The 23,928-nt window shown below is 64.2% G+C and carries 26 protein-coding genes; 14 read left to right on the top strand and 12 right to left on the bottom strand.

The genetic code is table 11. From position 1 onward, the window contains the following. Positions 1-236: 236 nt before the first annotated feature. Both QM615_RS14275 and QM615_RS14270 read left to right on the top strand, forming a co-directional pair. On the top strand, positions 237-731 hold the full coding sequence (locus tag QM615_RS14275) for a DUF5994 family protein (protein ID WP_283347460.1): 495 nt from the start codon (positions 237-239) through the stop codon (positions 729-731). Then, entirely contained in the window at positions 728-1,624 is an 897-nt protein-coding gene (locus QM615_RS14270) for an alpha/beta fold hydrolase (RefSeq protein WP_283347459.1), read from the top strand. Before QM615_RS14275 ends, QM615_RS14270 begins: the two co-directional genes overlap by 4 nt. Here the strand turns inward: QM615_RS14270 and QM615_RS14265 are convergent. From QM615_RS14265 to QM615_RS14245, 5 genes are all read right to left on the bottom strand, one after another. After that, on the bottom strand, positions 1,621-2,259 hold the full coding sequence (locus QM615_RS14265) for a hypothetical protein (RefSeq protein WP_283347458.1): 639 nt from the start codon (positions 2,257-2,259) through the stop codon (positions 1,621-1,623). The two genes, QM615_RS14270 and QM615_RS14265, sit on opposite strands and share 4 nt — an antisense overlap. A 31-nt stretch (positions 2,260-2,290) precedes the next feature. Next, complete coding sequence (locus tag QM615_RS14260) at positions 2,291-3,130, bottom strand: ABC transporter permease subunit (protein ID WP_283347457.1); 840 nt, start codon at positions 3,128-3,130, stop codon at positions 2,291-2,293. Further along, on the bottom strand, positions 3,127-4,074 hold the full coding sequence (locus QM615_RS14255) for an ATP-binding cassette domain-containing protein (RefSeq protein WP_283347456.1): 948 nt from the start codon (positions 4,072-4,074) through the stop codon (positions 3,127-3,129). Before QM615_RS14255 ends, QM615_RS14260 begins: the two co-directional genes overlap by 4 nt. Positions 4,075-4,125: 51 nt before the next feature. After that, positions 4,126-4,410, bottom strand: a complete 285-nt coding sequence (locus QM615_RS14250) for a DUF4342 domain-containing protein (RefSeq protein ID WP_094640774.1) — start codon at positions 4,408-4,410, stop codon at positions 4,126-4,128. 87 nt (positions 4,411-4,497) lie between these two features. Beyond that, a complete protein-coding gene (locus QM615_RS14245) occupies positions 4,498-5,433 on the bottom strand; it encodes a universal stress protein (protein WP_283347455.1) in 936 nt (311 codons plus the stop codon). A 196-nt stretch (positions 5,434-5,629) separates the two neighbouring features. Between QM615_RS14245 and QM615_RS14240 the strand changes: the two genes are divergently transcribed. The 4 genes from QM615_RS14240 to QM615_RS14225 all read left to right on the top strand — a co-directional run bounded on the left by QM615_RS14240 (position 5,630) and on the right by QM615_RS14225 (position 9,841). After that, positions 5,630-6,298, top strand: coding sequence for a response regulator (locus QM615_RS14240; RefSeq protein WP_068055658.1), 669 nt, complete (start codon positions 5,630-5,632; stop codon positions 6,296-6,298). Beyond that, complete coding sequence (locus QM615_RS14235) at positions 6,291-7,997, top strand: sensor histidine kinase (RefSeq protein WP_283347454.1); 1,707 nt, start codon at positions 6,291-6,293, stop codon at positions 7,995-7,997. Before QM615_RS14240 ends, QM615_RS14235 begins: the two co-directional genes overlap by 8 nt. Before the next feature lie 120 nt (positions 7,998-8,117). After that, complete coding sequence (locus QM615_RS14230; RefSeq protein WP_283347453.1) at positions 8,118-8,960, top strand: universal stress protein; 843 nt, start codon at positions 8,118-8,120, stop codon at positions 8,958-8,960. Further along, positions 8,957-9,841 carry a universal stress protein gene (locus QM615_RS14225; protein ID WP_283347452.1) on the top strand — a complete coding sequence of 295 codons (885 nt, stop codon included), beginning with the start codon at positions 8,957-8,959 and terminating at the stop codon, positions 9,839-9,841. The genes QM615_RS14230 and QM615_RS14225 overlap by 4 nt, the downstream gene beginning before the upstream one ends. 17 nt (positions 9,842-9,858) lie before the next feature. On the opposite strand, the gene QM615_RS14220 is transcribed toward QM615_RS14225, so the two are convergent. Together QM615_RS14220 and QM615_RS14215 are read right to left on the bottom strand one after the other, a co-directional pair. After that, the gene (locus QM615_RS14220) at positions 9,859-12,249 is read right to left on the bottom strand and encodes a phosphoketolase family protein (protein ID WP_283347451.1); all 2,391 of its coding nucleotides are present in this window, start codon (positions 12,247-12,249) and stop codon (positions 9,859-9,861) included. Further along, positions 12,246-13,124 carry a universal stress protein gene (locus QM615_RS14215; RefSeq protein ID WP_068055612.1) on the bottom strand — a complete coding sequence of 293 codons (879 nt, stop codon included), beginning with the start codon at positions 13,122-13,124 and terminating at the stop codon, positions 12,246-12,248. Before QM615_RS14215 ends, QM615_RS14220 begins: the two co-directional genes overlap by 4 nt. Before the next feature lie 151 nt (positions 13,125-13,275). Between QM615_RS14215 and QM615_RS14210 the strand changes: the two genes are divergently transcribed. The 3 genes from QM615_RS14210 (at position 13,276) to QM615_RS14200 (ending at position 15,790) form a co-directional block, all read left to right on the top strand. Next, positions 13,276-13,671 (top strand): DUF6153 family protein, encoded by a 396-nt coding sequence (locus QM615_RS14210; RefSeq protein ID WP_283347450.1) that lies wholly within the window; start codon positions 13,276-13,278, stop codon positions 13,669-13,671. Positions 13,672-13,747: 76 nt separating this feature from the next. Next, entirely contained in the window at positions 13,748-14,374 is a 627-nt protein-coding gene (locus QM615_RS14205; RefSeq protein WP_283347449.1) for a DUF305 domain-containing protein, read from the top strand. A gap of 108 nt (positions 14,375-14,482) precedes the next feature. After that, on the top strand, positions 14,483-15,790 hold the full coding sequence (locus QM615_RS14200) for an NAD(P)/FAD-dependent oxidoreductase (RefSeq protein WP_283347448.1): 1,308 nt from the start codon (positions 14,483-14,485) through the stop codon (positions 15,788-15,790). A gap of 79 nt (positions 15,791-15,869) precedes the next feature. Here QM615_RS14200 and QM615_RS14195 read toward each other — a convergent pair whose 3' ends face one another. After that, entirely contained in the window at positions 15,870-16,265 is a 396-nt protein-coding gene (locus QM615_RS14195) for a hypothetical protein (RefSeq protein WP_094687134.1), read from the bottom strand. A gap of 299 nt (positions 16,266-16,564) precedes the next feature. Between QM615_RS14195 and QM615_RS14190 the strand changes: the two genes are divergently transcribed. Both QM615_RS14190 and QM615_RS14185 read left to right on the top strand, forming a co-directional pair. Further along, a complete protein-coding gene (locus QM615_RS14190; RefSeq protein ID WP_373455116.1) occupies positions 16,565-17,530 on the top strand; it encodes an alpha/beta hydrolase in 966 nt (321 codons plus the stop codon). Between the two features lie 105 nt (positions 17,531-17,635). Further along, the gene (locus tag QM615_RS14185; protein WP_032376174.1) at positions 17,636-17,932 is read left to right on the top strand and encodes a hypothetical protein; all 297 of its coding nucleotides are present in this window, start codon (positions 17,636-17,638) and stop codon (positions 17,930-17,932) included. Positions 17,933-17,981: 49 nt separating this feature from the next. Here QM615_RS14185 and QM615_RS22375 read toward each other — a convergent pair whose 3' ends face one another. The 4 genes from QM615_RS22375 to QM615_RS14165 all read right to left on the bottom strand — a co-directional run bounded on the left by QM615_RS22375 (position 17,982) and on the right by QM615_RS14165 (position 20,677). Continuing rightward, on the bottom strand, positions 17,982-18,572 hold the full coding sequence (locus QM615_RS22375; protein ID WP_317810000.1) for a CsbD family protein: 591 nt from the start codon (positions 18,570-18,572) through the stop codon (positions 17,982-17,984). Between the two features lie 186 nt (positions 18,573-18,758). Beyond that, on the bottom strand, positions 18,759-19,781 hold the full coding sequence (locus QM615_RS14175; protein ID WP_283347447.1) for a YdcF family protein: 1,023 nt from the start codon (positions 19,779-19,781) through the stop codon (positions 18,759-18,761). A gap of 19 nt (positions 19,782-19,800) precedes the next feature. Continuing rightward, entirely contained in the window at positions 19,801-20,445 is a 645-nt protein-coding gene (locus tag QM615_RS14170) for a TetR/AcrR family transcriptional regulator (protein WP_283347446.1), read from the bottom strand. Between the two features lie 73 nt (positions 20,446-20,518). Next, positions 20,519-20,677: a hypothetical protein gene (locus QM615_RS14165; protein ID WP_283347445.1), complete on the bottom strand. Its 159-nt coding sequence runs from the start codon at positions 20,675-20,677 to the stop codon at positions 20,519-20,521. 197 nt (positions 20,678-20,874) lie between these two features. On the opposite strand from QM615_RS14165, the gene QM615_RS14160 reads away from it, so the two are divergent. The 3 genes from QM615_RS14160 to QM615_RS14150 are packed head-to-tail and all read left to right on the top strand — an operon-like array spanning position 20,875 to position 23,927. After that, positions 20,875-22,410 carry a flavin-containing monooxygenase gene (locus QM615_RS14160; RefSeq protein WP_283347444.1) on the top strand — a complete coding sequence of 512 codons (1,536 nt, stop codon included), beginning with the start codon at positions 20,875-20,877 and terminating at the stop codon, positions 22,408-22,410. A gap of 21 nt (positions 22,411-22,431) precedes the next feature. Further along, a complete protein-coding gene (locus tag QM615_RS14155; RefSeq protein WP_283347443.1) occupies positions 22,432-23,253 on the top strand; it encodes an alpha/beta fold hydrolase in 822 nt (273 codons plus the stop codon). After that, positions 23,250-23,927, top strand: a complete 678-nt coding sequence (locus QM615_RS14150; protein ID WP_283347442.1) for a TetR/AcrR family transcriptional regulator — start codon at positions 23,250-23,252, stop codon at positions 23,925-23,927. The genes QM615_RS14155 and QM615_RS14150 overlap by 4 nt, the downstream gene beginning before the upstream one ends. Position 23,928 lies beyond the last annotated feature (1 nt).

Genomic DNA, 23,928 nt, shown 5'->3' with positions numbered 1-23,928 from the left:
GTGAGGATCACTGACGACGACTCTGCCGCGCGGGAGCGCCTGGAAACAGGGACTTAGGACCCTCACCGGTCGCCGAAGGTGTTCGCCGTGAGCGGCCGAATGGATCTGCACCACCGGGTGTTCCGCCGTCCGACGCCGGTCCCTGGCGATTGGGTACTTCGTACCCTTCCGGGCCCGGTCGACGCCTCGATAGCGTGCAAGGGGACTACAGAACACCCCACAGAGAAGGGCCCGTCATGACAGGAGCAACATCGAGCGACACAGATCAGGCCCGATACTCATTGCCCTCCGACAGCGATCGACGACTGACACTGACCCCACCGGACCCGACGGTCCGATCCGCCGGCGAGGTTGACGGTGCCTGGCTCTCGGTCAGTGACGACCTCGACTTCGAGGCACCCGAGCTCGTTGCCGCCCTCGCTCGGCGACTCGGTCCGATCGATCGAGTGCTCTACCGCCTCGACGAGTGGCAGAAGGCACCCCGGCGCGTCACCGTAGGCGCACGAAGCATTCACCTGGACGGCTACCGGTTTCAGCCACATCACACACTCGGTGTTCGCACTCGCGACGGTGACAGTGTGACGCTGCTCGTCGTCCCGCCGTTGATGAGTGGGCCTGCGGCGCAGGTACTGCTGCACAGTGCCGGTGAGCGCGGAAACACCGAGACGGTGCAACAGTTGCTCGGATTGACGTTGACCGACGCCTCCGGCGGCAACAGCGAAGACAAATGACAGTTCTGGTCCCGACCGAGGACGGCCGCAGCCTCGAAGTACTCGATACAGGGCCGGCCGATGCGCTTCCACTTGTCTATCACCATGGCACCCCGCAGGGTGCAGTACCGTTCCCGACGCTCGAACGGGCCGCTGCTGCACAGGGATTGCGGGTCGTCTCCTACTCGAGGCCGGGGTACGGAGCATCCTCCCCACGTCCGGACGGTGCGACCACCGCTACGGTGGCGGACGACGCCGCCGACACGGCGGCAGTGCTCGACCACCTCGGCATCGGCGAATTTCTGACGATCGGCTGGTCGGGTGGCGGGCCGCGTGCATTGGCCTGTGCGGCAGTGCTGCCCGGGCGGTGCCTCGCTGCCGCCTGCTGCGTCGGGATCGCACCCGCCGCCGACTACGACGGCGACATCCGCGACGGAATGGCCGAGGAGAATATCGACGAGTACACGGCCGTGTTCGCCGGCGTCGAAGCCTTGGAGTCGTTTCTCGATATCCGAAAAGGGTTCTTCGGTGTCACCCCGGACCAGGTAGCGGCAGGATTGGGAGCGTTGGCTCCACCGGTCGACCGCGCCGCGCTGACCGAGGAACTCACCGAGTACCTCGCCGCATCGGTCAACGCGGCCGGACGTCAAGGCATCGTGGGCTGGCGTGACGACGACCTGACCCACACGCGCCCATGGGGATTCGACCTGAGCGAGATCAGCACACCGGTGTCGATATGGCAGGGCAGTCTGGACACGATGGTTCCGTTCGCCCATGCTCGTTGGTTGGCGGCGAACGTCGCAGGAGCGCAGGCCCATCTGATCGAAGGAGAGGGACACATCTCCCTGATGAGCCGGGTCAACGACATTCTGGACGATCTCCGCCGACTGGGCGGGGTGTTCTCGAAAGGTTAGGCGTGTTGGGCCGTCGCAGCATTTGCTGCGATGGTGCGCAGCATCTTTCTGCTCATGACGAATCCGATTGGCTCGACGAAGTAGCGCCCGAAGACCAGGCGACTCTTCAATGTTGCAGCGTGCGAATATCGTCCGCGCTCGATCAGTCGAGTTCTTCCACCGGGCAGGGCGCGCAGATGAAACGACCAGAGCGCTCGATCGGCCGAGTCGGGGTCTGCACCCAGCAGCACGAAGGCGGTGCCGTCGTCGATCAGCGTCACCGCCAGAGGTGGTGACTGCGGATGCAGGAGCACGGAGTCGCCGACCTCGAGAGTCTGGAATCGAGGGTCGATCCCCGTTGCCGAGGTGATGTTGCAGCCGACCAGGTTCTCGAGTCCGCGATAGCTGTAGAAGCCTGCACGTTGCTGACCGAGCTGAATCAACCATGGCCACACGAGATCAGGCGTCGTGTCGACATCGATTGCATGGGTGTATGTCCACGCCGGGTGTGGCACGCTCTCGTCACCGGGCAGTGTTTCGTTCACCTCGGCCGGCGTCGCGCCCCACGTCGTGCGCCACTTGCGCAGAGGAATCGAGGCCAGGACGTGGAACGCGATGAGGCCTGCGCCACCGGCCGATTCGGCGAGTTCGTTCATGGTGATTTGTCCCCCTGTTGTGAGATCGATGTCAGGCATCGCGTCGGCGAAGGAGATATGCCGCGAGGGCGAGCAGCAGGACCGTCCACAGCGCTGCGACTCCGAAACCCTGCCAGGGAGTGAGCAAGTCGGAGGGAGCTTGCCGGGGTGAGGCGATCAGACTGCCGGCCTGCGAGGGCAGGTACGCCTGGATGTGCCGTCCGACGGTGCCGGGGATCAGTTGGGTGAGCGGTGCCAGTACGAGAACGAATCCGATCATGCCCGTGATGGCTCCCGCGGTATGTCGGACGATGGCACCGACGGCGACAGCCATGGCACCGAGCAGCGCGAGATACAGGCCGGCGCCGATGACCGCTCGCAGCACGCCGGGATCGCTCAGCGACACAGATGCTTTGGAGTCCATGATTGCCGAACCGAGGAAGAACGTGGGGAATGCCGTGATCTCGCCGATGACGAACACGACCACCATGAACACTCCGGTTTTGGCCACCAGCATTGGCACCCGTGCCGGGACCGCCAGCAGACTGGCCCTGATCGTGCCGCTCGAGTATTCGCTCGTGACCACGAGAACACCGAGGACGCAGACCGCCAACTGGCCGAGTTGGAACCCTGCCCCCAGGATCTGGCGTGCCGGGTCGGAGACGATCTGAAGCTGGGAAACCGGATCGACGTTGTCCCAGTATGCGACCGTGAACCAGGTGAAGAATCCGGTGAAGCCCACCGTGACGATCACCAATGTGGCCAGGGACCAGATCGTCGATCGCAGTGAGATCAGCTTCGTCCACTCCGATGTCGCAAGTCCGAGAACATCGTCGCGATGATGTTCGCGCTCGGGGGGCTTGGTTGCGGTGGGCGGTGCGGTGATGCTCATGATGTCGCCTGTCCGCGAGAGTGAGTGACGAGGGGACGGCCGTGTTCGACGTCGTCGAGGTGGGTGAGTGTCATGAACGCTTCTTCCAGCGATGCCTCCTGCGGGGTCAGCTGATAGATCGCGATGTTCTGCTGTTGGGCGAGCTCTCCGACCCGGTGTGCCGAGAGATCGTGGACGGTGAGTCCATCGTGGTCGAGTACGTCGGTGGTACCTCCGGCCGCTGCGATCGATGCGGCGAGACTCGTCGAATCGGAGGACGAGACCAGCACCGACGCTCGACTGCTGCGAGCTATCAGCTCTGCGGGAGTGCATTCGGCGATCAGCTTGCCGTGATCGATGACCACAAGATGGTCTGCGGTCTGAGCCATCTCGCCCATCAGATGGCTGGAGACGAAAACGGTTCGTCCCTCTCCGGCCAGGTTCTTCATGAGGTTGCGCATCCAGCAGATGCCGTCCGGGTCCAACCCGTTGATCGGTTCGTCCAGAATGAGCACCGCCGGGTCGCCCAGCAGGGCTGCAGCAATCCCGAGTCGCTTCCGCATGCCGAGCGAGAACGATCCGGTACGTTCGCCGCTGACGTCGCGAAGCCCGACCAGCTCCAGAACATAGATGATCCGAGACGTTGGAATGCGTTGCGTACGAGCCAGGTACAGCAGATGGTTGTAGGCCGATCGCCCTGGGTGGACGGCCTCGGAGTCCAGCAGGGTTCCCACGGTGAGCAGCGGCTTGTTCAACTGGGCATACTCGACGCCGCCGATCAGTGCATGGCCGGCGTCGGGTCGATCCAAACCGACGATCAACCGCATCGTGGTGGACTTGCCCGACCCGTTCGGGCCGAGAAATCCTGTGACAGTGCCAGGTTCGACAACGAACGACAGATCGTCGATGACGAGCTTGTCGCCGTAGCTCTTGCTCAGCGCGCGTACTTCGATCGGATAAGGCATGGTGTTCGTTCCCCTGTGGCGGCGAGTCGTTCGGAGTGAGCAGAGGTGCGCTCAGGCGGCGGGACGGTGTTCGTCGACGCGGTGGACCTCGATGGTGCAGTCGTCCAGCACTGCGGCGATCGCAGCGACCGCGACGAGGACGGGTGCGACGATCGCGACCGCTACACCTGCAGTCACCGGTATCTCGATGATGGTGTGCCCCTGATCGTTCTTCACCACGATTCGCCGAATGTTGCCGTCGTGCAGCAACTTCTTAACCGTTTCGGTCAACTTCTCACCGCGAACCCGGAGAGTGTCGGTGGTCGGGGTGGATGGGGTGCTGTCGGATTCGCTCATGGCTACAGCCTCCAGTCCTGGGCTTCGCTCGCGTAGGGCATTTGTACCCCCGTTCGTTGGCGAACGACAGTCCGCGCGCGGGCAGGATCACTCGGGATCTGCCAGTGCCACTGCCGTTGCGGTGATCCGCGCGAGGCGGCGGGCGGGCGACGGAACGACGGTGACCGGGCAGTGCGCACGCGCCAGCACCGACCGGCTGGTCGAGCCGAGCATCATCTCTCCGTAGCCGCCGCGCCCGTGACTGCCGATCACGAGGAGTTGAGCGCCCTGTGCGTGATCGAGAAGCGCCTGCACCGGCCGGTCCTTGACCACCACGGTGCGCACCGCCACCGTGGGATGGCGACGTGTGTGCGGCTCGAGCATCCGGGTCAGTTGATCTGCCGCTGCGGGCCGATTGGCCGGCCATTCCAACCCTCGAATCGGAAGCCCGACCGTCAGATCCGCGTCGGACCAGCTGTGCACTGCCGTGAGCGGAGCCGACCGCGCGGAGGCCTCCTCGAATGCCAGCGCCACCGCCGCCGCGCTCGCTCTCGTTCCGTCCACCCCGACGACCACCGGATGCGTCGTGTCCAGGCCGTCGCCCGACCAGCCACGGACCACCGTGACCGGGCATCGAGCATGGGTGGTGACGGCGAAACCGATCGACCCGAGTGATCGTTGCTCGGCCCCGCCGAGACCGCGGGTGGCGATGACGACCATGCGGGCGGTGGTCGAGAGGTCGAGCAACGTGGCAACGGCAGGATTCTCGGACGAGACGGTGTCGATGCCGATCGGACCGGCCGTCGCGCTCACGCGGGCCGCCAGCGCCCTGGCCTCGTCCAGAATCGTTCTGATTTCCGATCTCGATTGCTCGACAACGGGTTCGGGGAGTATCCCCACCCCCGTCAGCGCCTTCGGAAGTGGCATCGCCGAGACGAGAACCAGATCGGACCTGTGTAGGTGTGCGTCGAGAACTGCCCAGCGCACTGCATCCAACGCTGCAGCTGATCCGTCGACTCCGACGACGGTCGGTAGTGAACCCATCGTGCGACCTCCTCGGTCGTGGTGTCGGAACATCCATCAGACGCCTCGCACAGCCTCGGGCGCGGCAGGACAACAACACCGACACGAAGGACTTTGGTCCATTGATTCGGTGACGAAAGGTCAGGCCGGCCGTACCTCCGACCCGTAGGCTCGGAAGTCGAGGCGCCCAGTGTGGACGCAGGTGAGGGGTGTCGCCGTGGTCACGGTGTTCTTGGTGGACGATCACGAGATCGTGCGGCGTGGTCTGATCGACCTGATCGACTCCGATCCGGACCTCGAGGTCATCGGTGAGGCGGGCAGTTGCGCTCAGGCGCTGGCCCGAATTCCGGCCCTGCAGCCGGACGTTGCCGTGCTCGACGTGCGCCTGCCCGACGGCAACGGCATCGAACTGTGCCGCGAACTCCTCGATCGCCTGCCGCTCCTCAAGACCATGATGCTGACCTCGTTCACCGAGGATCAGGCCATGCTCGACGCCATCCTCGCGGGCGCGAGCGGCTACGTCGTCAAGGACATCACCGGCATGGAGCTCACGCGCGCGATCAAGGACGTCGGGTCCGGTCGGTCGCTGCTGGACAATCGTGCAGCAGCGGCGCTCATGGACAAATTACGAGCCGGAACGGCGACCCCAGGACCTATCGACCACCTCACCAGCCAGGAGCGCACGCTGCTGGATCTGTTGGGAGAAGGCCTCACCAACCGGCAGATCGCAGCCAGGATGTTCCTGGCCGAGAAGACGGTGAAGAACTATGTCTCTCGGTTGCTGGCCAAGCTCGGGATGGAGCGGCGTACCCAGGCTGCGGTGTACGCGTCGAAGCTCGCCGATACCGCTCCGTCGGCCGGACAACCGGGGTCGCGGGATGGATGACCATCGCGCGGAGACCTCTTCCTCGTTGCCGCAGTTGCGACTCGGTGAATTGTTGGCCGAGGTTCAGGACCGGATAGGCCGAATCGCCGATGCCAGAGTCCAGGCCGACGGGCTGCTCGACGCCATGCTCGTCATCACCTCCGGCCTCGATCTGGAAGTGACACTGCGCTCTATCGTGGAATCGGCCGTCGATCTCGTCGATGCTCGGTACGGCGCACTCGGCGTTCGCGGCGACGGTCACGGGTTGAGTGCGTTCATCAATCACGGCATGGACGAGGACACTCGGGTGGCGATCGGCCCGCTCCCCACCGGGCGCGGGGTGCTCGGACTGCTGATCGACCAGCCGAAAGTGCTGCGCCTCGAGGATCTCTCGGCGCACCCGGAGTCGGTGGGATTTCCGCCGAACCACCCGCCGATGAAAACTTTTCTCGGCGTCCCGATTCGGGTTCGTGACGAGATATTCGGCAACCTCTATCTCACCGAGAAGAAGGACGGCAAGCAGTTCACCGAGGACGACGAGGTCGTCACGAAGGCGCTGGCGTCCGCGGCCGGCATCGCCATCGAGAACTCGCGACTGTACGAGGACTCACGGGTACGCCAGGCTTGGATGGAAGCAACTCGGGACATCGGCACCGAGCTGCTCGCCGGGACGGACATCGACGAAGTGCTGCAGATGGTGGCGCGGAAAGCATTGCACCTGACCGGTTCCGATGCGGCGTTCATCGCGGTTCCCGAGGACGGCGACCAGCCGTTCGAGGATGTCACCGAACTGGTCGTCACGGTCAGCGAGGGGTTCGGATCCGATCGCATGATCGGAGCGGTCATTCCGATCGAGGGTTCGAGCTCGGGATCGGCATTTCGACGTCGAACACCGTTGCGCAAGGAGCGACTCGAGTACGGTGCCAAGGAATTGGGCTCGGCTTTCGGGCCCGCACTGATTTCACCCTTCCGCGTCGCCGAGGGCGTGAGCGGCGTTCTGGTGGTGCTCCGCACAGAGGGGCGGGGGCCGTTCGACGATTCCCAACTCGAGCTGGTCTCGAACTTCGCCAATCAAGCCGCATTGGTGATGCAGATCGCCAATTCCAGCCGCCGGATGCACGAACTCGAGGTGTTGTCGGACCGGGACCGAATTGCCCGCGACCTGCACGATCACGTGATTCAGCGAATCTTCGCCGCCGGATTGGCGCTGCAGAGCACTCTGCAACGCACCGAGTCCGAGGAAATCCGGGTGCGACTGTCCAGGACGATCGACGACCTGCAGGACACGGTGCAGGACATCCGGACGACGATCTTCGACTTGCAGAGCACGTCCCACTCGGCCACGCGATTGCGTCAACGCATCAATGCGGCGGTACTCGAACTCACCGAGAACGTCGATATCCGTGCCGTCGTGCGGATGTTCGGACCTCTGTCGGTTGTGGACACCAAGCTTGCCTATCATGCCGTTGCCGTCGTTCGCGAGACGGTCAGCAACGTCGTCCATCATGCGCAGGGCGACACTGTGACCGTAACCTTGTCGGTGGGCGACGAGTTGCAGATCGTCGTGTCCGACAACGGGATCGGGATGCCCGAGGACACCACCGCCAGCGGACTGTCCAACCTCGGTGCTCGTGCTGTCGAATGCGGTGGGTCGATGAACATCGGTCCCGGCTCCTCCGGACGCGGCACCGATGTGACCTGGTCGGTGCCGCTGCCCTGACGGGTGCAGTCGTTCGTCACCTGTTTCGGTGACCTCCGGCCGCTGCGTCGGGTGGGTGTGCGCTCGTAGCGTTCTCGGTGAAGGTGCAGAACTTGTAGTCGCACCACCGAGAGGAACCCGATGAACATTGCACACACCACCGGACCCGTCGTGGTCGGTATCGACGGATCGGAGACCGCGCTCGATGCGGTCCGGTTCGCCGTGCAGGAGGCACGTGGGCGGGGGACGTCGCTTCGTTTGATCCACGTGATCGCCGGCCACGCCGAGCCCGAAACCGTCTACGGCGCTCCGGATGTCGACGGCGACTATGCCCGCACGGCATTGAGTCGCGCAGCGCATGTGGCCGCATCGATCGATCCGGCCGTTGCCGTGGAATCGGTCGTCGCACACGGGCGGCCCGAATCGGTGATGTCGACCGAAGCGGGATCTGCGTCTCTGCTCGTACTGGGGACCACGACCGGCAGTGCGGTGACCGCCTGGGTACTCGGATCGATGGTCGGAGCCGTGGTCGAAGCATCGCCCAATCCCGTTGCGATCGTCCGGCATTTCGACGCCGAACGCCGCGGACCGGTCGTCGCGGCCCTGGGTGATGCCGACATCTCACAAGCCGATGTTGTTGTCGCTCAGGCATTTCACGAGGCGTCGATCAGGTCGGCCAGCGTGTTGGCGGTGCACACCCAGGCTGTCTCCTCTATTCTCGCGTCCGCCCTCAGTAGCCCCGGTGACGGGTTACACCCCGAATCGGCAATGGACGTTCGGCTCGAACCCTTCGGCGCGGACTACCCAGACATCCGCGTGGCGTCGGTGTACGCCGAGGCCGACTCGGGATCGGAACTGGTGGCGGTCTCCGAGACGGCCCAGCTGATGGTGGTCGGTCACGAGCGAGACCGAGTGCCGGGACGAACACTGACCGCCGTACTGCGGCATGCCCATTGCCCAGTCCTCGTCGTCCCGCACGCATGAGTACCTCGAGGCAGTCTCCGATCGTCGTCGGTGTCGACGGCTCCGGCTCGTCGCTCGATGCAGTCGGGTGGGCCGCTCATGCGGCCGAGTTGCGTGGGGTACCGGTGAAGCTGGTGTCCGCCTATCAAGTCAAGGCTCTGTACACCAGCTTCGTCGCGCTGCCGTCTCACATCGGCTCCGAGGAGCACAAAGCCGCCGAGTCGATCCTGGCCTGGGCTTCGTTGGTTGCGCGACGTTCGGTGAAGGACCCGGACGCGCTCGCCATCGAGAGCGAATCGATTGTGGGACCGACGATTCAGGCCATGCTGGAGCAGTCCTCGAGTGCCTCGATGATGGTGGTGGGCTCGCGCGGCAACGGCGAGTACTTCGCCGAACTGCTCGGCTCGGTGAGCACGGCAGTGGCCGTTCAAGCCCACTGCCCTGTGGTCATCGTGCCGGGAAGCGTGGAGCTGCACTCGTCAGGAGGCCCTGTTGTTCTCGGAATCGACGGGTCGCCGCACAACCAGAACGCTGTTCGGTTGGCATTCGACGAAGCCTCACTCCGGGGAGCAGAATTGGTCGCAGTTCACGTGTCGACGGACGAACTGATCTCCTCGCCCGACGCGTCCGCGGCCGACAGGTCCGAGGCGATCGTGTCGAACGGTCGAACCGTGTTGGCAGAGAGCCTGTCCGGCTGGAGCGATCAGTATCCGGACGTAGTGGTACAGCAAAAGGTATTGCGCGGCAATGTGGTCGAGAAGATCCTCGAGGTGTCACCGCGCGCCCAGGCCGTGGTCGTCGGTTCGAGCGGACGCAACGGTTTCAGCGACAGACTTCTCGGATCCACGGTTCGTTCACTGGCCCACCGCGTCGACTGTCCGTTGATCATCGCCCGCGGGTAGCTCGTCGGGTCCGGCAGTCACGACCACCGCCACTGCCGGATCTCGGGGAGGTCCTCGAAATGCTCTCGGATGTAGGCGTCGTGTCGTGCCAGTTGGTCCTGGCAGTGTTGCCGTAGTGCCTCGGCACCGGTCGACGTGGTGGTTGCCCGGTCGAGTGCCGCGAGGGCGAGATGGTAGCGACTGATCTTGTTGAGCACCACCATGTCGAACGGTGTTGTCGTGGTGCCCTGTTCGATGAATCCGCGCACGTGGAACCGCTGGGCGTCCGGTCGGCCGTGCACCAGTTGGTGCACCGCACGGGGATACCCGTGGAACGCGAAGACCACATCGACCGAGGTGGTGAACAGGTCCACGAACTGCTCGTCGGAGAAACCGTGCGGATGATCGCCGACGGGGAGCAGCGCCATCAGATCGATGACGTTGACCACCCGAACCTTGAGCTCGGGAGTCCACGTACGCAACAACTCTGCGGCAGCGAGGGTTTCCTCGGTCGGCACGTCGCCTGCACACGCCAGAACGATCTCCGGATCCTCCTCGGCGTCGACCGATTCGGTGCCGGCCCAGTCCCAGCGGGACGCACCTGCCGCTGCATGCGCCCGCGCCTCGGGAAGCGTCAGATACTGCGGGTGACTCTGCTTGTCGACCACCAGAACGTTCACGTGACCTCGACTGCGGAAGCAATGATCGGCAACCGCGAGCAGCGTATTGGAATCCGGCGGCAGCCACACGCGCACCACATCCGGTGCCAGAGGAATGACCGCGTCGATCAATCCTGGGCCCTGATGGCTGAATCCGTTGTGGTCGTTGCGCCAACACGTGCTGGTGAGCAGCACGTTGAGCGAGGCGACGGGTGCCCGCCACGCGAGTGTGGCCGCGTGCTGAAGCCACTTGGTGTGCTGGATCAGCATCGACACGCTCACCATGGCGAAGGCCTCGTAGCTGGCGAACAGGCCGTGTCGACCCGACAGCAGGTACGCCTCCAGCCAGCCCTCGCACAGATGCTCGCTGAGCACCTCCATCACGCGACCGTCGGGACCGAGATCGTCGTCGAACTCGGTGGTCGGCAACTGCCAGCATCGATCGGTCACCTCGAACACGGCCTGGAGCCGGTTGCTGGCGGTCTCGTCGGGACAGAACAGGCGAAAGTTGCCGCCGCCGTGGGGTTGTGCGTTGTCGAGGTAGATGTCACGCATCATCTCCCCGAGCACGGTGGTCGTCTCGTGCGAGGTGCGCCCCGGGGACTCCACGGTGAGCGCATAGTTCTCCAGATCGCGAATGACCAAGGGCTGCAGAAGTAGTCCTCCGTTCGCATACGGAGTGGCACCGAGACGTTCGGTGCCCGACGGAGCAAGCTCGCGAATCGAGTCGACGGGAGCGCCGTTGTCGTCGAACAGCGATCGGGGATCGTAGGAGAGCAGCCACTTCTCGAGCTGCGCCAGATGCGACGGGTTCTCGCGGACTCCCGACAGCGGTACCTGGTGCGCCCAGTGCGTGCCCTCGATGAGCTTGCCGTCCACCTCGTGCGGGCCGGTCCAGCCCTTGGGGGTGCGTAGAACGATGGCGGGCCACTCGATGTCGTGCTGTGGTTCTCCGTTGCGGGCGGCGTGCTGGATTGTCTCGATCGCGTCGTGAGCTCGGGTGAGGGCAGCGTGGAGCGCCGGAAACATCTCTCGTGGGTCGTCGCCTTCGACGAAGAGGGGTGCCCACCCCTGGCCGCTGAGATAGTCGGCTACCGATTGATCGGTGCTGCGTCCGAGAACCGTCGGTCCGGAAATCTTTCCGTCGTTCAGATGCAGGATGGGCAAGACGGCGCCGTCGCGAATCGGGTTCAGAAAGGCCGGGATCTTCCACGAACCGGACAGGGGACCGGTTTCGGCCTCACCGTCCCCGACGACACAGGCGACGATCAGATCGGGATTGTCGAACGCGGCACCGGCGGCGTGGACGAGGGCGTAACCCAGCTCGCCGCCCTCGTGAATGCTGCCCGGAGTCTGGACGCTGACATGGCTCGGAATGCCCCCAGGAGTGGAGAATTGACGGCACAGCCGTCGGACGCCCTCGTTGTCGAGTGAAATGTTCGGGTAGATCTCGCTGTAGGTTCCCTCGAGGTAGGTGTTCGCCACCAGCGCCGGACCGCCGTGGCCGGGACCGGTGACGTACAGCCAATCCGTATGGGTTCGACGAATCATCCGATTGAGGAGGGTGTAGATCATCGAGAGTCCGGGACTGGTGCCCCAGTGTCCGAGCAGCCTCGGTTTGATGTGCGCCACCTCCAGAGGAAGGCGCAGCAATACGTTGTCCTGAAGATAGATCTGCGCCACCGTCAGATAGTTCGCCGCAGCCCAGTAGCGCAGGTCCGCGTCCAATTCGTCCGAATTGTAGGAAGACTCGATCGACTCCACGCTCATCGATCGGTGGGAACGACGACGACGGGAACATCCACCGAATGCAACACCGCACGTGAGGTGGAACCGAGAAGCATCGATGCGAATCCACCCCGGCCACGGCTTCCCACGACGATCAACTGCGCTGCCTCGGACGCTCGGACCAGCTCACGAACAGGCCTGTCCTGAACCACCACTCGATGGATGGTGACGTCCGGGTAGTCCTCCGACCAGCCGGCCAGACTCTCCGCCAACGACGTCTTCTCGGCCAGTTCGGAATCGACCCACGGACCCTCGTCGTCGCGCGTCAACACGCTGCCGAGTTCGAGGTCGCTCCAGGCGTGTACAGCGACGAGGTCGACGCCGCGCAGTGACGCTTCCTTCAGAGCGAATCCGATCGCGGGCTGACTGTTGGCGGTGCAATCCACCCCGACGACGACCGGACCATCGCTGACGATGTTCGATTTGATCACCGCAACAGGGCATTTCGCATGCGTGACCACTGCGGTACTGACCGACCCGATCAAGCCGCCGGTGAACTCACCGAGCCCCCTCGAGCCCACGACGATCATGGCGGGAGCGACGTCGAAGTGCGTCAGGTTCCGTGCAGCAGAGCCGTGTTCGAGGCGCGTGTCGAGAATGAGCGAATTGCCGGCGGCAGTCTTGTGCGCAACATCTACCGCTGCGGTCAGCACACGCTTGGCCTCGACGTCCGGGTCCGAGAATGCACCGATCCGGAGACTGATGGCATCCCCGTAGGTTCCCGGCGCGAACAGAGACGACGTGACCAACTCGAGCGGAGCGTGGCGTCGAACGGCCTCGCGCGTTGCCCAGCGGACCGCGTCGAGCGATGTGGCAGATCCGTCGACTCCGACGACTACCCGGCTCGATGCATTCATGACGAATTCCCGTCCATTGACTTACGTGTGCAGATACCCACCGAGCATGGCTCGGATCGGCTCGTCGCCGACAGAGGCGGAAGTCCCTCGGTGCGAGGCGGAAGTCCCTGCCGGCTACCCCTAGGGGGTATGTCTTGCTATCGTCGGAGACATGCACTCAGTGATCCGATGCCGTCGCCCGGGCTTCGCCTCGGCGACCGGATTGCTGATCGCACTGACGATCTTCGGGGTGCTGCTGATGCACTCGGTGACACCGACCGCGTCGGCGAGCACCGACCATGCAGCCATGGCGTCGACGATGCACCACGAGGGGCCGGTGCAGGTGGCGGCCGGTAAGCATGACTGCCCGTCCGCGCATCAGATGATGCATCCGTGCGCGGGAACCACGGTGTCGTGGGCGGCGCTGTCGGTTCCATCGACGAGCGTCGATGTAGTCCACTCGCCGATGTCGGAGGACGGTATCGGTGGGCGCACCGACTCCATCTCGGAGCGTGCTCCGCCGTGGACGCTCTGGGAGCTGGACAGATCGGTGACCTTACGAGTGTGACAGGGAGCCCGGTGAACGTACGACCACCGGCGGATTCACTCATCCCTGTATTTCGCACTCGTTCAAGGAGTTTCACATGCGTACAACACTCGTCGCTTCGCTGGCTGCTGCCACCGTGAGCGCATTTCTCGTCGCAGGCTGCAGCAGCGACACCTCCGACTCGTCGATGGACGGCCATTCGATGGGCTCGTCGAACTCGTCGTCGGCGTCATCGACCCAGTCCGACGCGTCGGCAGAATTCAACGATGCGGACGTGATGTTCGCGCAGATGATGTACCCGCATCATGCGCAGGCGGTCGAGATGGCGGCAATGGTCCAGGGCCGCACCGACAATCCGGACGTCGTGGCGTTGGCGTCGGCGATCGAGGCCGCGCAGCAACCGGAAATGGACCGGATGACCGCCTGGCTTGCCGAATGGGGTCAGCCCGCGCCCTCGTCCGACATGGGTGAGATGAGCGGAATGGACCACAGTTCGGGCATGGGCATGATGACCCAGCAGGACATGGACGCGCTGAGTGCGGCCACCGGTGCCGAGTTCGACCGCCAGTGGCTGACGATGATGATCGAGCACCATGAGGGCGCAATCGAGATGGCGAACATCGAGATCGCCGACGGCTCGAACCCGGACGCGCAGGAGATGGCGCGCACGATCGTGGCCTCGCAGCAGCAGGAAATCGACACCATGCGGACGCTGCTCGGCTGACCCGGATCGACACCGAGGGCCGCACTCCTGACCAGGGGGTGCGGCCCTCGAGTAGGCTGGCCACTCGGAGAGTCCTTCTCTGCGGTCGGTCCGAGGGAGAACGTTCACATGGCACGTCCACGGGTATTGGTCATCGGCGGAGGGTTCGGCGGGCTGCACGCGGCCCGGCGTCTGCGTAACGAGGACGTCGATGTCACCGTGCTCGAGCGCGGCACCTCCCATGTCTTTCAGCCGCTGCTCTACCAGTGCGCCACCGGTCTTGTGTCCGAGGGTTCGATTGCCAGTCCGCTGCGGCACCTGCTGCGTAAGCAGAAGAACGTCTATGTGGCGCTGGGTGAAGCGACCTCGGTGACCGCGGTGGGTGACGGTGGAGTAGTGACGGCCAGTCGGTTCGACGGCTCGACCTTCGAGCTGCCCTACGACTACCTCGTCGTTGCTGTCGGAATGCAGCAGGCCTATCACGGCCACGACGAATACGTGCAGTGGGCACCGGGGATGAAGACCCTCGACGATGCCCTCGCGATCAGGCGAAAGCTGATCTCCGCCTTCGAGATGGCGGAGTCTCTGCCCACCGCCGAGGAACGCCGACCATGGCTCACGTTCGCCGTCGCAGGGGGAGGCCCGACCGGAGTCGAATTAGCCGGTCAGATAAGGGAACTCGCGACTCGGGCGCTGGCGAAGGAGTTCGACACCATTCACCCGTCGGAAGCGCGAGTGCTGCTCTTCCACGGCGGTGACCGCGTCCTCGAATCGTTCCCCGACTCCCTGACGAAGAAAGCGCAACGCACCCTCGACGAGGTAGGCGTGGAAACCCATCTCGGGGTTCACGTCACCGACGTCACGGCCACCGACGTCGAGGTCACGGCCAAGGCCGAACCCAAGACCGTCACTCGCTACGACACCCACACCGTGCTGTGGACCGCAGGCGTCGAAGCCGTTCCGTTCGTGAAACAACTCGCCGACGCGATGGGCGTCGAACAGGATCGCTCCGGACGCATCGCCGTGCAGCCGGATCTCTCGATCCCGGGACACCGCAACGTCTTCGTCGTCGGAGACATCATGTCGCTGAACAAGCTTGCGGGAGTTGCGGAAGTGGCGATGCAGGGCGGACGCGCGGCGGGCGCGGCCATCGCAGCAGACCTGTCCGGTTCTGCTCGTAAGGATTTCAAGTACCGAGATCTCGGCACCGCGGCCTACATCGCCCGCGGTCACGCACTGGTGCAGGCCGGACCGCTGAAGATGTCGGGCTTCGTGGGCTGGGTGTCGTGGGGAGTCATCCACATCGCATTCCTGGCCGGCAACCGCAATCGCGTCGGGACGCTGATCAACTGGGCCGCAACCCTGGCCACCGGTACCCGACGCGAACGCGCCATCACCTACGGCGACCCGGAAACGGCGCGTAAGCCGTACAACTGAGCGAACGCCAGCGTTCAGTACCGTCGCCGATCGGCGGAAATCCGCGATCGGTCGACGATAGTGAACAACCAGGTGCGGGTCAGCCGATGCCGGGAATGAAGCCGGGGTAGACGAAGTGCCCGGGACCTCCGCCGGGCAGCAGCTGACCCGTCGAACCCGGATAGTTCATGTTCAGCAGAATCAGCTTGTGCGGGTTGCCATTCGAATCGGCCTGCCAGCAGGAGCCGAGTACGCCGTGAAATCCGGTGCACACGATGCGGGTGCTGTTGCCGTAGGGCGAGGTCAGTCGATTCTTGCTGACGAACGGATTCCAGTAGTCCGGATCCTGCGGGGTGAGGAATCCGGTGACATCCTGTGGAGCCGACGGACTCGGATACGGCGGCGGAGTGGGCCACTCGTCGGCTGCGGCCGTTCCCGTTCCGAAGGCAGCGGCACCTGCAATGACGCAAGCAATGACAGCGGTGCGACGAAACATCTCGATCGACTCCTTCGCGGGACGGGCACCCAATAGACCACAGACACTCGTCTCGCGGGAACACTTTTGCGTCGCGCCGCCGAGAGCATCACGATCGCGTCTCGGATTCGTCCGGTCCATAACGCTCGGGACGTTTGCTCGAGGTAACGTCACCTCATCTTCGGCCGATGTAGAGACTCGACCGGTGTAACTCGACGAAAAGGTGAAACAGCGTGCCACGATCTCGACGACACGGCTTCCGGCGAATCGGTTCGGCTACGGCCGTCGCCCTCGCAGTGGCGATTCTCCCGACCGCGCTGATGACGCCCGTCGCGTCCGCGGAAGAGCTGCCTGCGGCTACGACGCAGTCGAGCAACGGATCGAGGATCGAGTCGGTGAACACCCTCGAGAACCGCCAGGTCCAGCTCCAGGTGTACTCGGCGTCCATGAACCGCACCATTCCCGTGACGGTGCAGAAGCCGGCCGACGACAGCGTGTCCCGCCCGGTGCTGTACCTGCTCAACGGCGCAGGTGGCGGCGAGGATGCCGCATCGTGGCAGTCGCAAACCGACGCCGAGGCCTTCCTGTCGGACAAGAACGCCTACATCGTGACTCCGCAGAAGGGCAAGTGGTCCTACTACACCGACTGGCTCCAGGACGATCCGAAGCTCGGCAGCAACAAGTGGAGCACCTTCCTCGGTGAAGAGCTGCCCCCGCTGATCGACGCCCAGTTCGACACCAACGGTCGCCAGTCACTCGCAGCGCTGTCCATGACGGGCACCTCGGTTCTCAACATCGCGATCAAGTACCCGGGCAAGTTCACCGGCGTCGCGGCGTACAGCGGCTGCGCTCAGACCTCCGACCCCATCGGTCAGCAGTTCGTCAAGCTCGTCGTCGAGACCTACGGCGGCGGCAACGTCGAGAACATGTGGGGACCGCTCGACGGCCCCGTGTGGCGCGAGAACGACCCGCTGCTCAACGCAGAGAAGCTCCGTGGAACGCAGATCTACATGAGCACCGGCAGCGGCCTGCCCGGTGCCCCGAACGACACCTTTGCCAACCCGCGTCTGAAGAACGACCCGGCGACGCTTGCCAACCAGGTCATCGTCGGCGGTGGCATCGAAGTTGCCACCAACTTCTGCACCTCGAACCTGGCCAAGCGCCTCGATCAGCTCGGTATCCCGGCCACCGTGGACTTCCGCCCGGTCGGAAACCACTCGTGGGGCTACTGGCAGGACGACCTGCACAACTCCTGGCCGTTCCTGGCGGGATCGCTCGGAATCTGATCTTTTCAGCACCGAACAACGGCCACCTGCACCTCGTGTGCGGGTGGCCGTTCTTCGTTGTCCGGGGCGGTGGATCGACGTCCTGATCGAACGTATGATCGAACGATGGCACGGCGCGCACAACCTCGACCGGCGTCTGCCGTGCGCCCGTTCAAGCTGCTCCGACCACCGCTGAAGGTGTGGATCGACCTGAACATCCTCTACCCGCTGCCGCCGCACCACGCCTCGAAGTTCAATCCCGAGGGATTCGATGTGCGACGCGTCGTGCCGGGAGATCTGGTCGAATGGTCCATCACCGTGGACGGAGATTGGCTGGGCCGCGTCACGTACGAGTTGATGTCACGAGACCGCAGCGAAACCGTCACTCACTGGGTACCCAGCCGGGCACTCAAGCCGCTGTAGGACGCAGAAGGCCCCGCCTCGATCGAGGCGGGGCCTTTCGTCATCACCTTCAGAAGCTGTGCTTGCGGGCCTTCTTGGCGAGCTTGCGGGTGGTGCGCTTCGACGGAACGAACAGGTGCGCAGCGCTACGGCGACGGTTGCGTCGTCGAATCAGTACGAACGCGACGGCACCGGCTGCGGCTGCGACGGCTGCGATGATCGGAGTGCCGACCTTCGCCGCCTGGGCGACATCCTCGGAGTCGATGTTGCGAACCGTGTTCTTCACGTCGTCGGCGACGGCGGAGGCCTTGTCGGCTGCCTTGTCGGCGACCTGGGAGGCCTTCTCCTTCACGTCGTCGGCATCGACGTTCGAGAACTTGTCCTTGACGGTGTTCTTGACGTCCTCGGCCACGTCGGACGCCTTGTCGGCGACATCGGCGGCTGCGTGCTTGGCCTCCTTGGCGGCACCGGCTGCGGAGTCGGCGGCGCTTTCGGCGACGTCGGAGACCTCGTCGGCGGCCTGATGAGTGTTGGCCTTCGCCTGATCCTTGGCACCCTCGGCGCGAAGGCTGTCGTCACCGGTGGCCTCGCCGGCCTTCTCCTTCGCAGTCCCGGCCAGTTCCTCTGCCTTGTGCTGAGCCTTGTCGATGAAGTCGGCCATCGGTGCGTACCTCTTTCGTGTAGGTCGTCTCCGGATACCCGGAGCTGGGGGCGTCGCGGACGACGCCGTTAGGTATGAGTCGAAATCGACGCTCCGAAACATACGTCCGACGGGCGTGTTCCGGGTCACTATCGGTGGGGATGCTCGGTGGCGCGCAGTTCGCTGGTGCCGTCGGGCCCCGCATTGTCAGTTCACGTGTTGGAGAATCACCACGATCGAAGCGATGCCGACCAGCAGAGCGATGTTGGGCTTCCGGTAGCGATGCAGGATTGCGACGAACTCGCGCAGGAACGCCGTCGGTGCGTAGAAACGTGCCGTGTCGGCTCCCGTCACATGAGCGTCGAGACCCAGATCGCGAGTGAACGCGGCCGTTCGCAGGACGTGAAAGTTGCTGGTCACCACGATCATCGGCTCCGATCTCAGATCCGACGACTCCAGAAGGTCCCTCGTCATCGTCAAGTTCTCCCGAGTGTTTCGCGAGCGCGCCTCGGCGAGGATCAGTTTTTCGGACACACCCTTGCCGACCAGGTACTTCTTCATCGCCGTGGCCTCCGCAGTCTCCTCGTCGGATCCTTGTCCGCCGGATACGACCAGGGCCGGGCGATGTCCGGACGCCACTTCGGCGTTGTACACATCGAGGGCGCGGTTCAGTCGGCTCTCGAGAAGAGGCGTCACGGTTCCTCCCGAGCCCAGCCCGCATCCCAGAGCAACAACGGCTGAACTTCCTTTCGGTGGCTCCAAGTGTCCGTAGATCAGCGCGTGGACAGAGAACGCGGCGAGCTGGACGCCGAGGCAGACCGAGAACAGCACCCCTGTCCAGACCGCGGCCAGCAACCACAGGGGCAGAGTGTGCGTTTCCAGCACGGCCGCCACTGCGACGAACAGCCCGACGCCCAGCGTCACCGCAACCGCCAGAGCAAGTGGCAGTGCGGTCGAGAGCCGGAGCCCTTCGCGCCTGATCACCACCAGCCCATTGATGGCCGCTGCGCCCACGAGTCCGATCGCCGTCAGCAGGATTGCCGACAGCACCGCAACGACGAGAATCGCCTCGACCCGGGCGTCCAGCCGATGCAGCAGACTCAGCGATCCGATCGCCAGCGCAGCGAGAGCCGCAATGACAGTCAGGCCGTTGGAAAGCCGACGCGGGTCTCGCCGGATACGGACGAACGACGTGAGGACCAAGACGACGGCCAACGCGAGTAGGAGCATGGTTCGAACCTGGTTCCGGTCAGGGCAGTGGTGTCGTCAGTGCAGCGGTGACCAACTCGACGAGCGTGTCGATGTACGGGGTGAATGTGTCATCGGTGGTTCCGACGTCGGAACTGCGGCTCAGGGCCCATTCCTGGGCGAAGATGTTGGCGGCACCGATGATGGCAAGAATGACCAGGCGATAGTTCCTGTACGGCAGTTCTCCTCGTGCTGCGGCGGTGGTTGCAAGGGAGTCGAACATCTCGACGATGACGTCTCGCTGGTTCATGCGCCACAGTTCGATGTCGGTACTGACGCCGACCACTTCGACGTAGCAGACCCGAGCCGACATCCTGGTGCGACACGTGACGCCGAGGTACGCCCGGATTGCGGCGTCGATCGACGCCAACACCGGTTGCCGACCGTCGGCGGTCAGTGCCTCTCGTGCAGCGTGCTCGCCGTCCTCATTCATGGTGGTGACGATCTTCTTGAGCAGCTCCGACCGGCTTCCGATCTCGCGATAGAAGTGACGGGTCGACACGTTCGATTCCGCGCACAACATCCCGATCGTGGTCGCCGCGTACCCGTGGCTGCCGAACAGAGCGATCGCGGTGTCCATGAGACGGGCGATGCGTTCGGAGGATCGCTCCTCGGGCGACCTGCCTGCGTACTTCCGATCGCCCATGGGGTCGAGAGTACTGACCGGGCCCGCTGCCGTTGTCGACGTCACGGAACGGAATGGACCGCTCGCGAGCTCGTTACGTGCGTCGGCGCGTGACCGGTCGCTTCGGCCACTTCGAGCGCGGCGGCTTGTATGCGCCGGACAGGGCACGTCGCTCGAAGTCCAGGCCCGATCCCCTCGACGCCAGGAGGACGAGAGCGATGACTCCTGCGGCCCCGACCGCCACAGCAGTCATCGGATTCTGGTTCCCTGTGCTGTGCGGATGCAGGCAACAGGTGGTGTGTGGTTCATGAGGGGTTCCTGTCTTCGGTGTGCGGTGAACACTGTCATTGACACCGCCACTCGTCAATGACACATTGTGTGATGTAAGTCGCGATCCGCCGCACAGTCGGGCCGATCCGCGAGGTGTTCGGCGAGACAGCGAGGCGCGACGTGACGACAAGCCGAGGACGATGGCCCGAGTTCGACGGCTCCGTCGACAATTTCCAGGACGTTCTCATCATCGGTGCAGGCATATCGGGCGTCGGAGCCGCATATCGCCTGCAGCAGATGGCACCTGAGCTCAGCTACACCATCCTGGAAGGTCGCGAGCGCGCAGGCGGTACCTGGGACCTGTTCCGATACCCCGGAATTCGGTCGGACAGCGACATCTTCACGTTCTCGTTCCCGCACACGCCGTGGCAGGGAGACACTCTGCTCGCGCACGGCGAAGACATCCGCAATTACATCGTCGATACCGCGTACGCGAACGGTATCGACGAACACACCGATTTCTCGACGTCGGTCGAGGCCGCGAACTGGGACTCGTCGACGGACCTGTGGACCGTCGAGACGCTTTCGAGCGGTGTTCCGAAAACCTATCGCAGCCGATTCGTGTTCCTGTGCACCGGATACTTCGACTACTCGGGCGGGTACACCCCCGATCTTCCCGGGGCCGACGAGTTCACCGGGCAGATGGTGCACCCTCAGCAGTGGCCCGAGGATCTGGACCACTCGGGCAAGAGGGTCGTCGTGATCGGAAGTGGAGCAACCGCAATCACTTTGGTGCCCTCACTCGCTGCCGAGGCCGCGTCGGTGACGATGCTGCAGCGATCGCCCACCTACATCGCGTCGCTGCCGATGACCGACCCGTTCACCACGCTCACTCAGCGCGTACTGCCGGACTCTCTGGCGCACAGTGCATTGCGGTGGCGTAATGCGCTGTTGATGGTCGGCTCGTATCAGTTGTGTCGACGCGCACCGAAGACGGCCCGCAGGGTGTTCCGGGCCATGACGAAGGCGCAATTGCCGCGGGGATACGACGTCGACAAGCACTTCGATCCGACGTACGCCCCGTGGGACCAGCGGTTGTGTGTGGTGCCGGACGGCGACCTGTTCAAGGCCATTCGCTCCGGTCGTGCGACCGTGGTGACCGACCGAATCTCCCGCGTGACCGCCGACGGTATCGTCCTGGAATCCGGAGACGAGATCCCGGCCGACATCATCGTCACTGCAACGGGATTGAAGCTCAAAGCTTTCGGCGGCATCGCGCTGTCACTGGACGGACAGCCGTTCGCGGCGCACGACAAGTTCGTCTACAAGGGTCATATGCTCGAGGACGTGCCCAACGTTGCCTGGTGCATCGGGTACACGAATGCATCGTGGACGCTCAAAGCCGACATGACGGCCAAGGCGGTGGCGAAACTGTTGGTGTACATGCAGTCTCACGGCTACACCCACGCGATTCCCGACCGAGCGGGCAAGCCGGTGGAATCTCGACCGGTCGTGGACCTCGCATCGGGATACGTCACGCGATCCTTGGACGAGCTACCCAAATCGGGGACCGAGCGGCCCTGGTCGGTGAGGCAGAACTATATTCTCGACAGAATAGACGCGCGTTTCGACGATCTCACCGAATCGATGACGTTCGGGCGGACCGTGCCTGCACGGGTGGCCGGCCCCGAAGCAGTCGACGCTCGCACCGGATAGACGAGAACAGATCGGACCGCAATGACTTTCGATATCGGGGGCCCCGCGCTCGCGCACACCATCCGCGGCGAGGGACCGACACTGGTGCTGATCCATGGGATAGTTCATCGGCAACACGCCTGGGACAGCGTCATCGAGACACTCGCGCAGCACCGGCGAGTGGTGACGGTCGACCTGCCCGGCCACGGTGATTCACCCGAACTACCCACCGAGGAGTTCGATCTCGGCCCGTGGATCGTCGCCGAACTGGAGCGGTTCCTCGAGCACGTGGCGGTGGACGGCGAGAAGCCGCACGTGGCCGGAAACTCGTTGGGGGGATACTTCGCCCTCGAACTCGCCGCCCGCGGATCGGTTGCCTCGGCCACCGCGCTCTCGCCGGCCGGATTCTTTCGCGGACACTGGGATCAGACGCGTGCGCTGCTCGTGTTCCGATTGCTGCGCGCGTTGTCCCGAGTGATCAGCCCGATCGCACCGGCCGTCATGCGTTCGGTCGTCGGTCGCACGATCGCCAACGGTGTCTTCTACGCCAAGCCGTGGCGAGTTCCCGCCGCGACGGCCACCATCGACGCGCTCAGTATCACCACGAACCGGGCGATCGACGCAGCGGGTAACGCATTGCCGCGCTTCAGTATTCCGGTCGACGAGGATGTTCCTGTCACCGTCGCGTGGGGGCGTCGCGACTGGGTTCTGCCGGTGTATCAGGCACCGCTGGTGCGTCGAACCTTTCCGCAGGCGGACGTGACGACGTACGCGGGGCTCGGGCACGTACCGATGTCGGACGATCCGGAGCTGGTGGCGTCGATTCTGTTGAGGGGATCACGAACCGTCTCGCAGTCGGCGTGAGCGTTCCGGAGAAGGTCGACGGCCGAAGCCACCGGTGGCGCGATCACCGGATCACGCGGCGGCGTGAACTGCTCGACCGCACTCTCGACACGATCCGACAGCAGGGTCACAACATCGGCATGGACGACATCGCCTCTGCGAACGGAGTCTCGAAAACTGTTCTGTACAAGCATTTCACCGACAAACGGGGCCTGACCGACGCTGCCATGGCGCGATACGTCGAGACCGAGCTGGTGCCTCGGATCAAGGACGCGATGTCCGAGGACCTCGACGAGTATCACCTCACCCGGGCAGTGATTTCAGCCTACGTCTCGACGGTCGACACGGATCCCGAGATCTACATCTACGTCCACGCCAACAACGCCGTCTCGGGCAACCAGGACGTCATCACCGCCGCGGAGGGGCTGATCGCCGAGCTCCTGGCCACCGTCATCGCCGACAGATTTCGGAAGCGTGAGTTCTCCACGGCCGGTTCGATACCCATCGCCTTCGCCATGATCGGTGCCGTTCGGCTGGCGTCACACTGGTGGATCTTCGATCGAACCATGACGGCCGACGAGCTCGTCGACTACCTCACCATGATGGTCTGGAGCGGAATTGCGGGCATAGCGCGCGCCGCGGGCTCGGTCGAGCGATTCGCGTCGGAATCTCACCCGTTGATCGACGAGCCGTGAG

This window comes from Rhodococcus sp. IEGM 1341 (assembly GCF_030056895.1).
Lineage (GTDB): Bacteria > Actinomycetota > Actinomycetes > Mycobacteriales > Mycobacteriaceae > Rhodococcoides.
The sequence above is the reverse complement of the archived record's forward strand: the minus strand, read 5'-3'. Positions and strand labels throughout refer to the sequence as shown.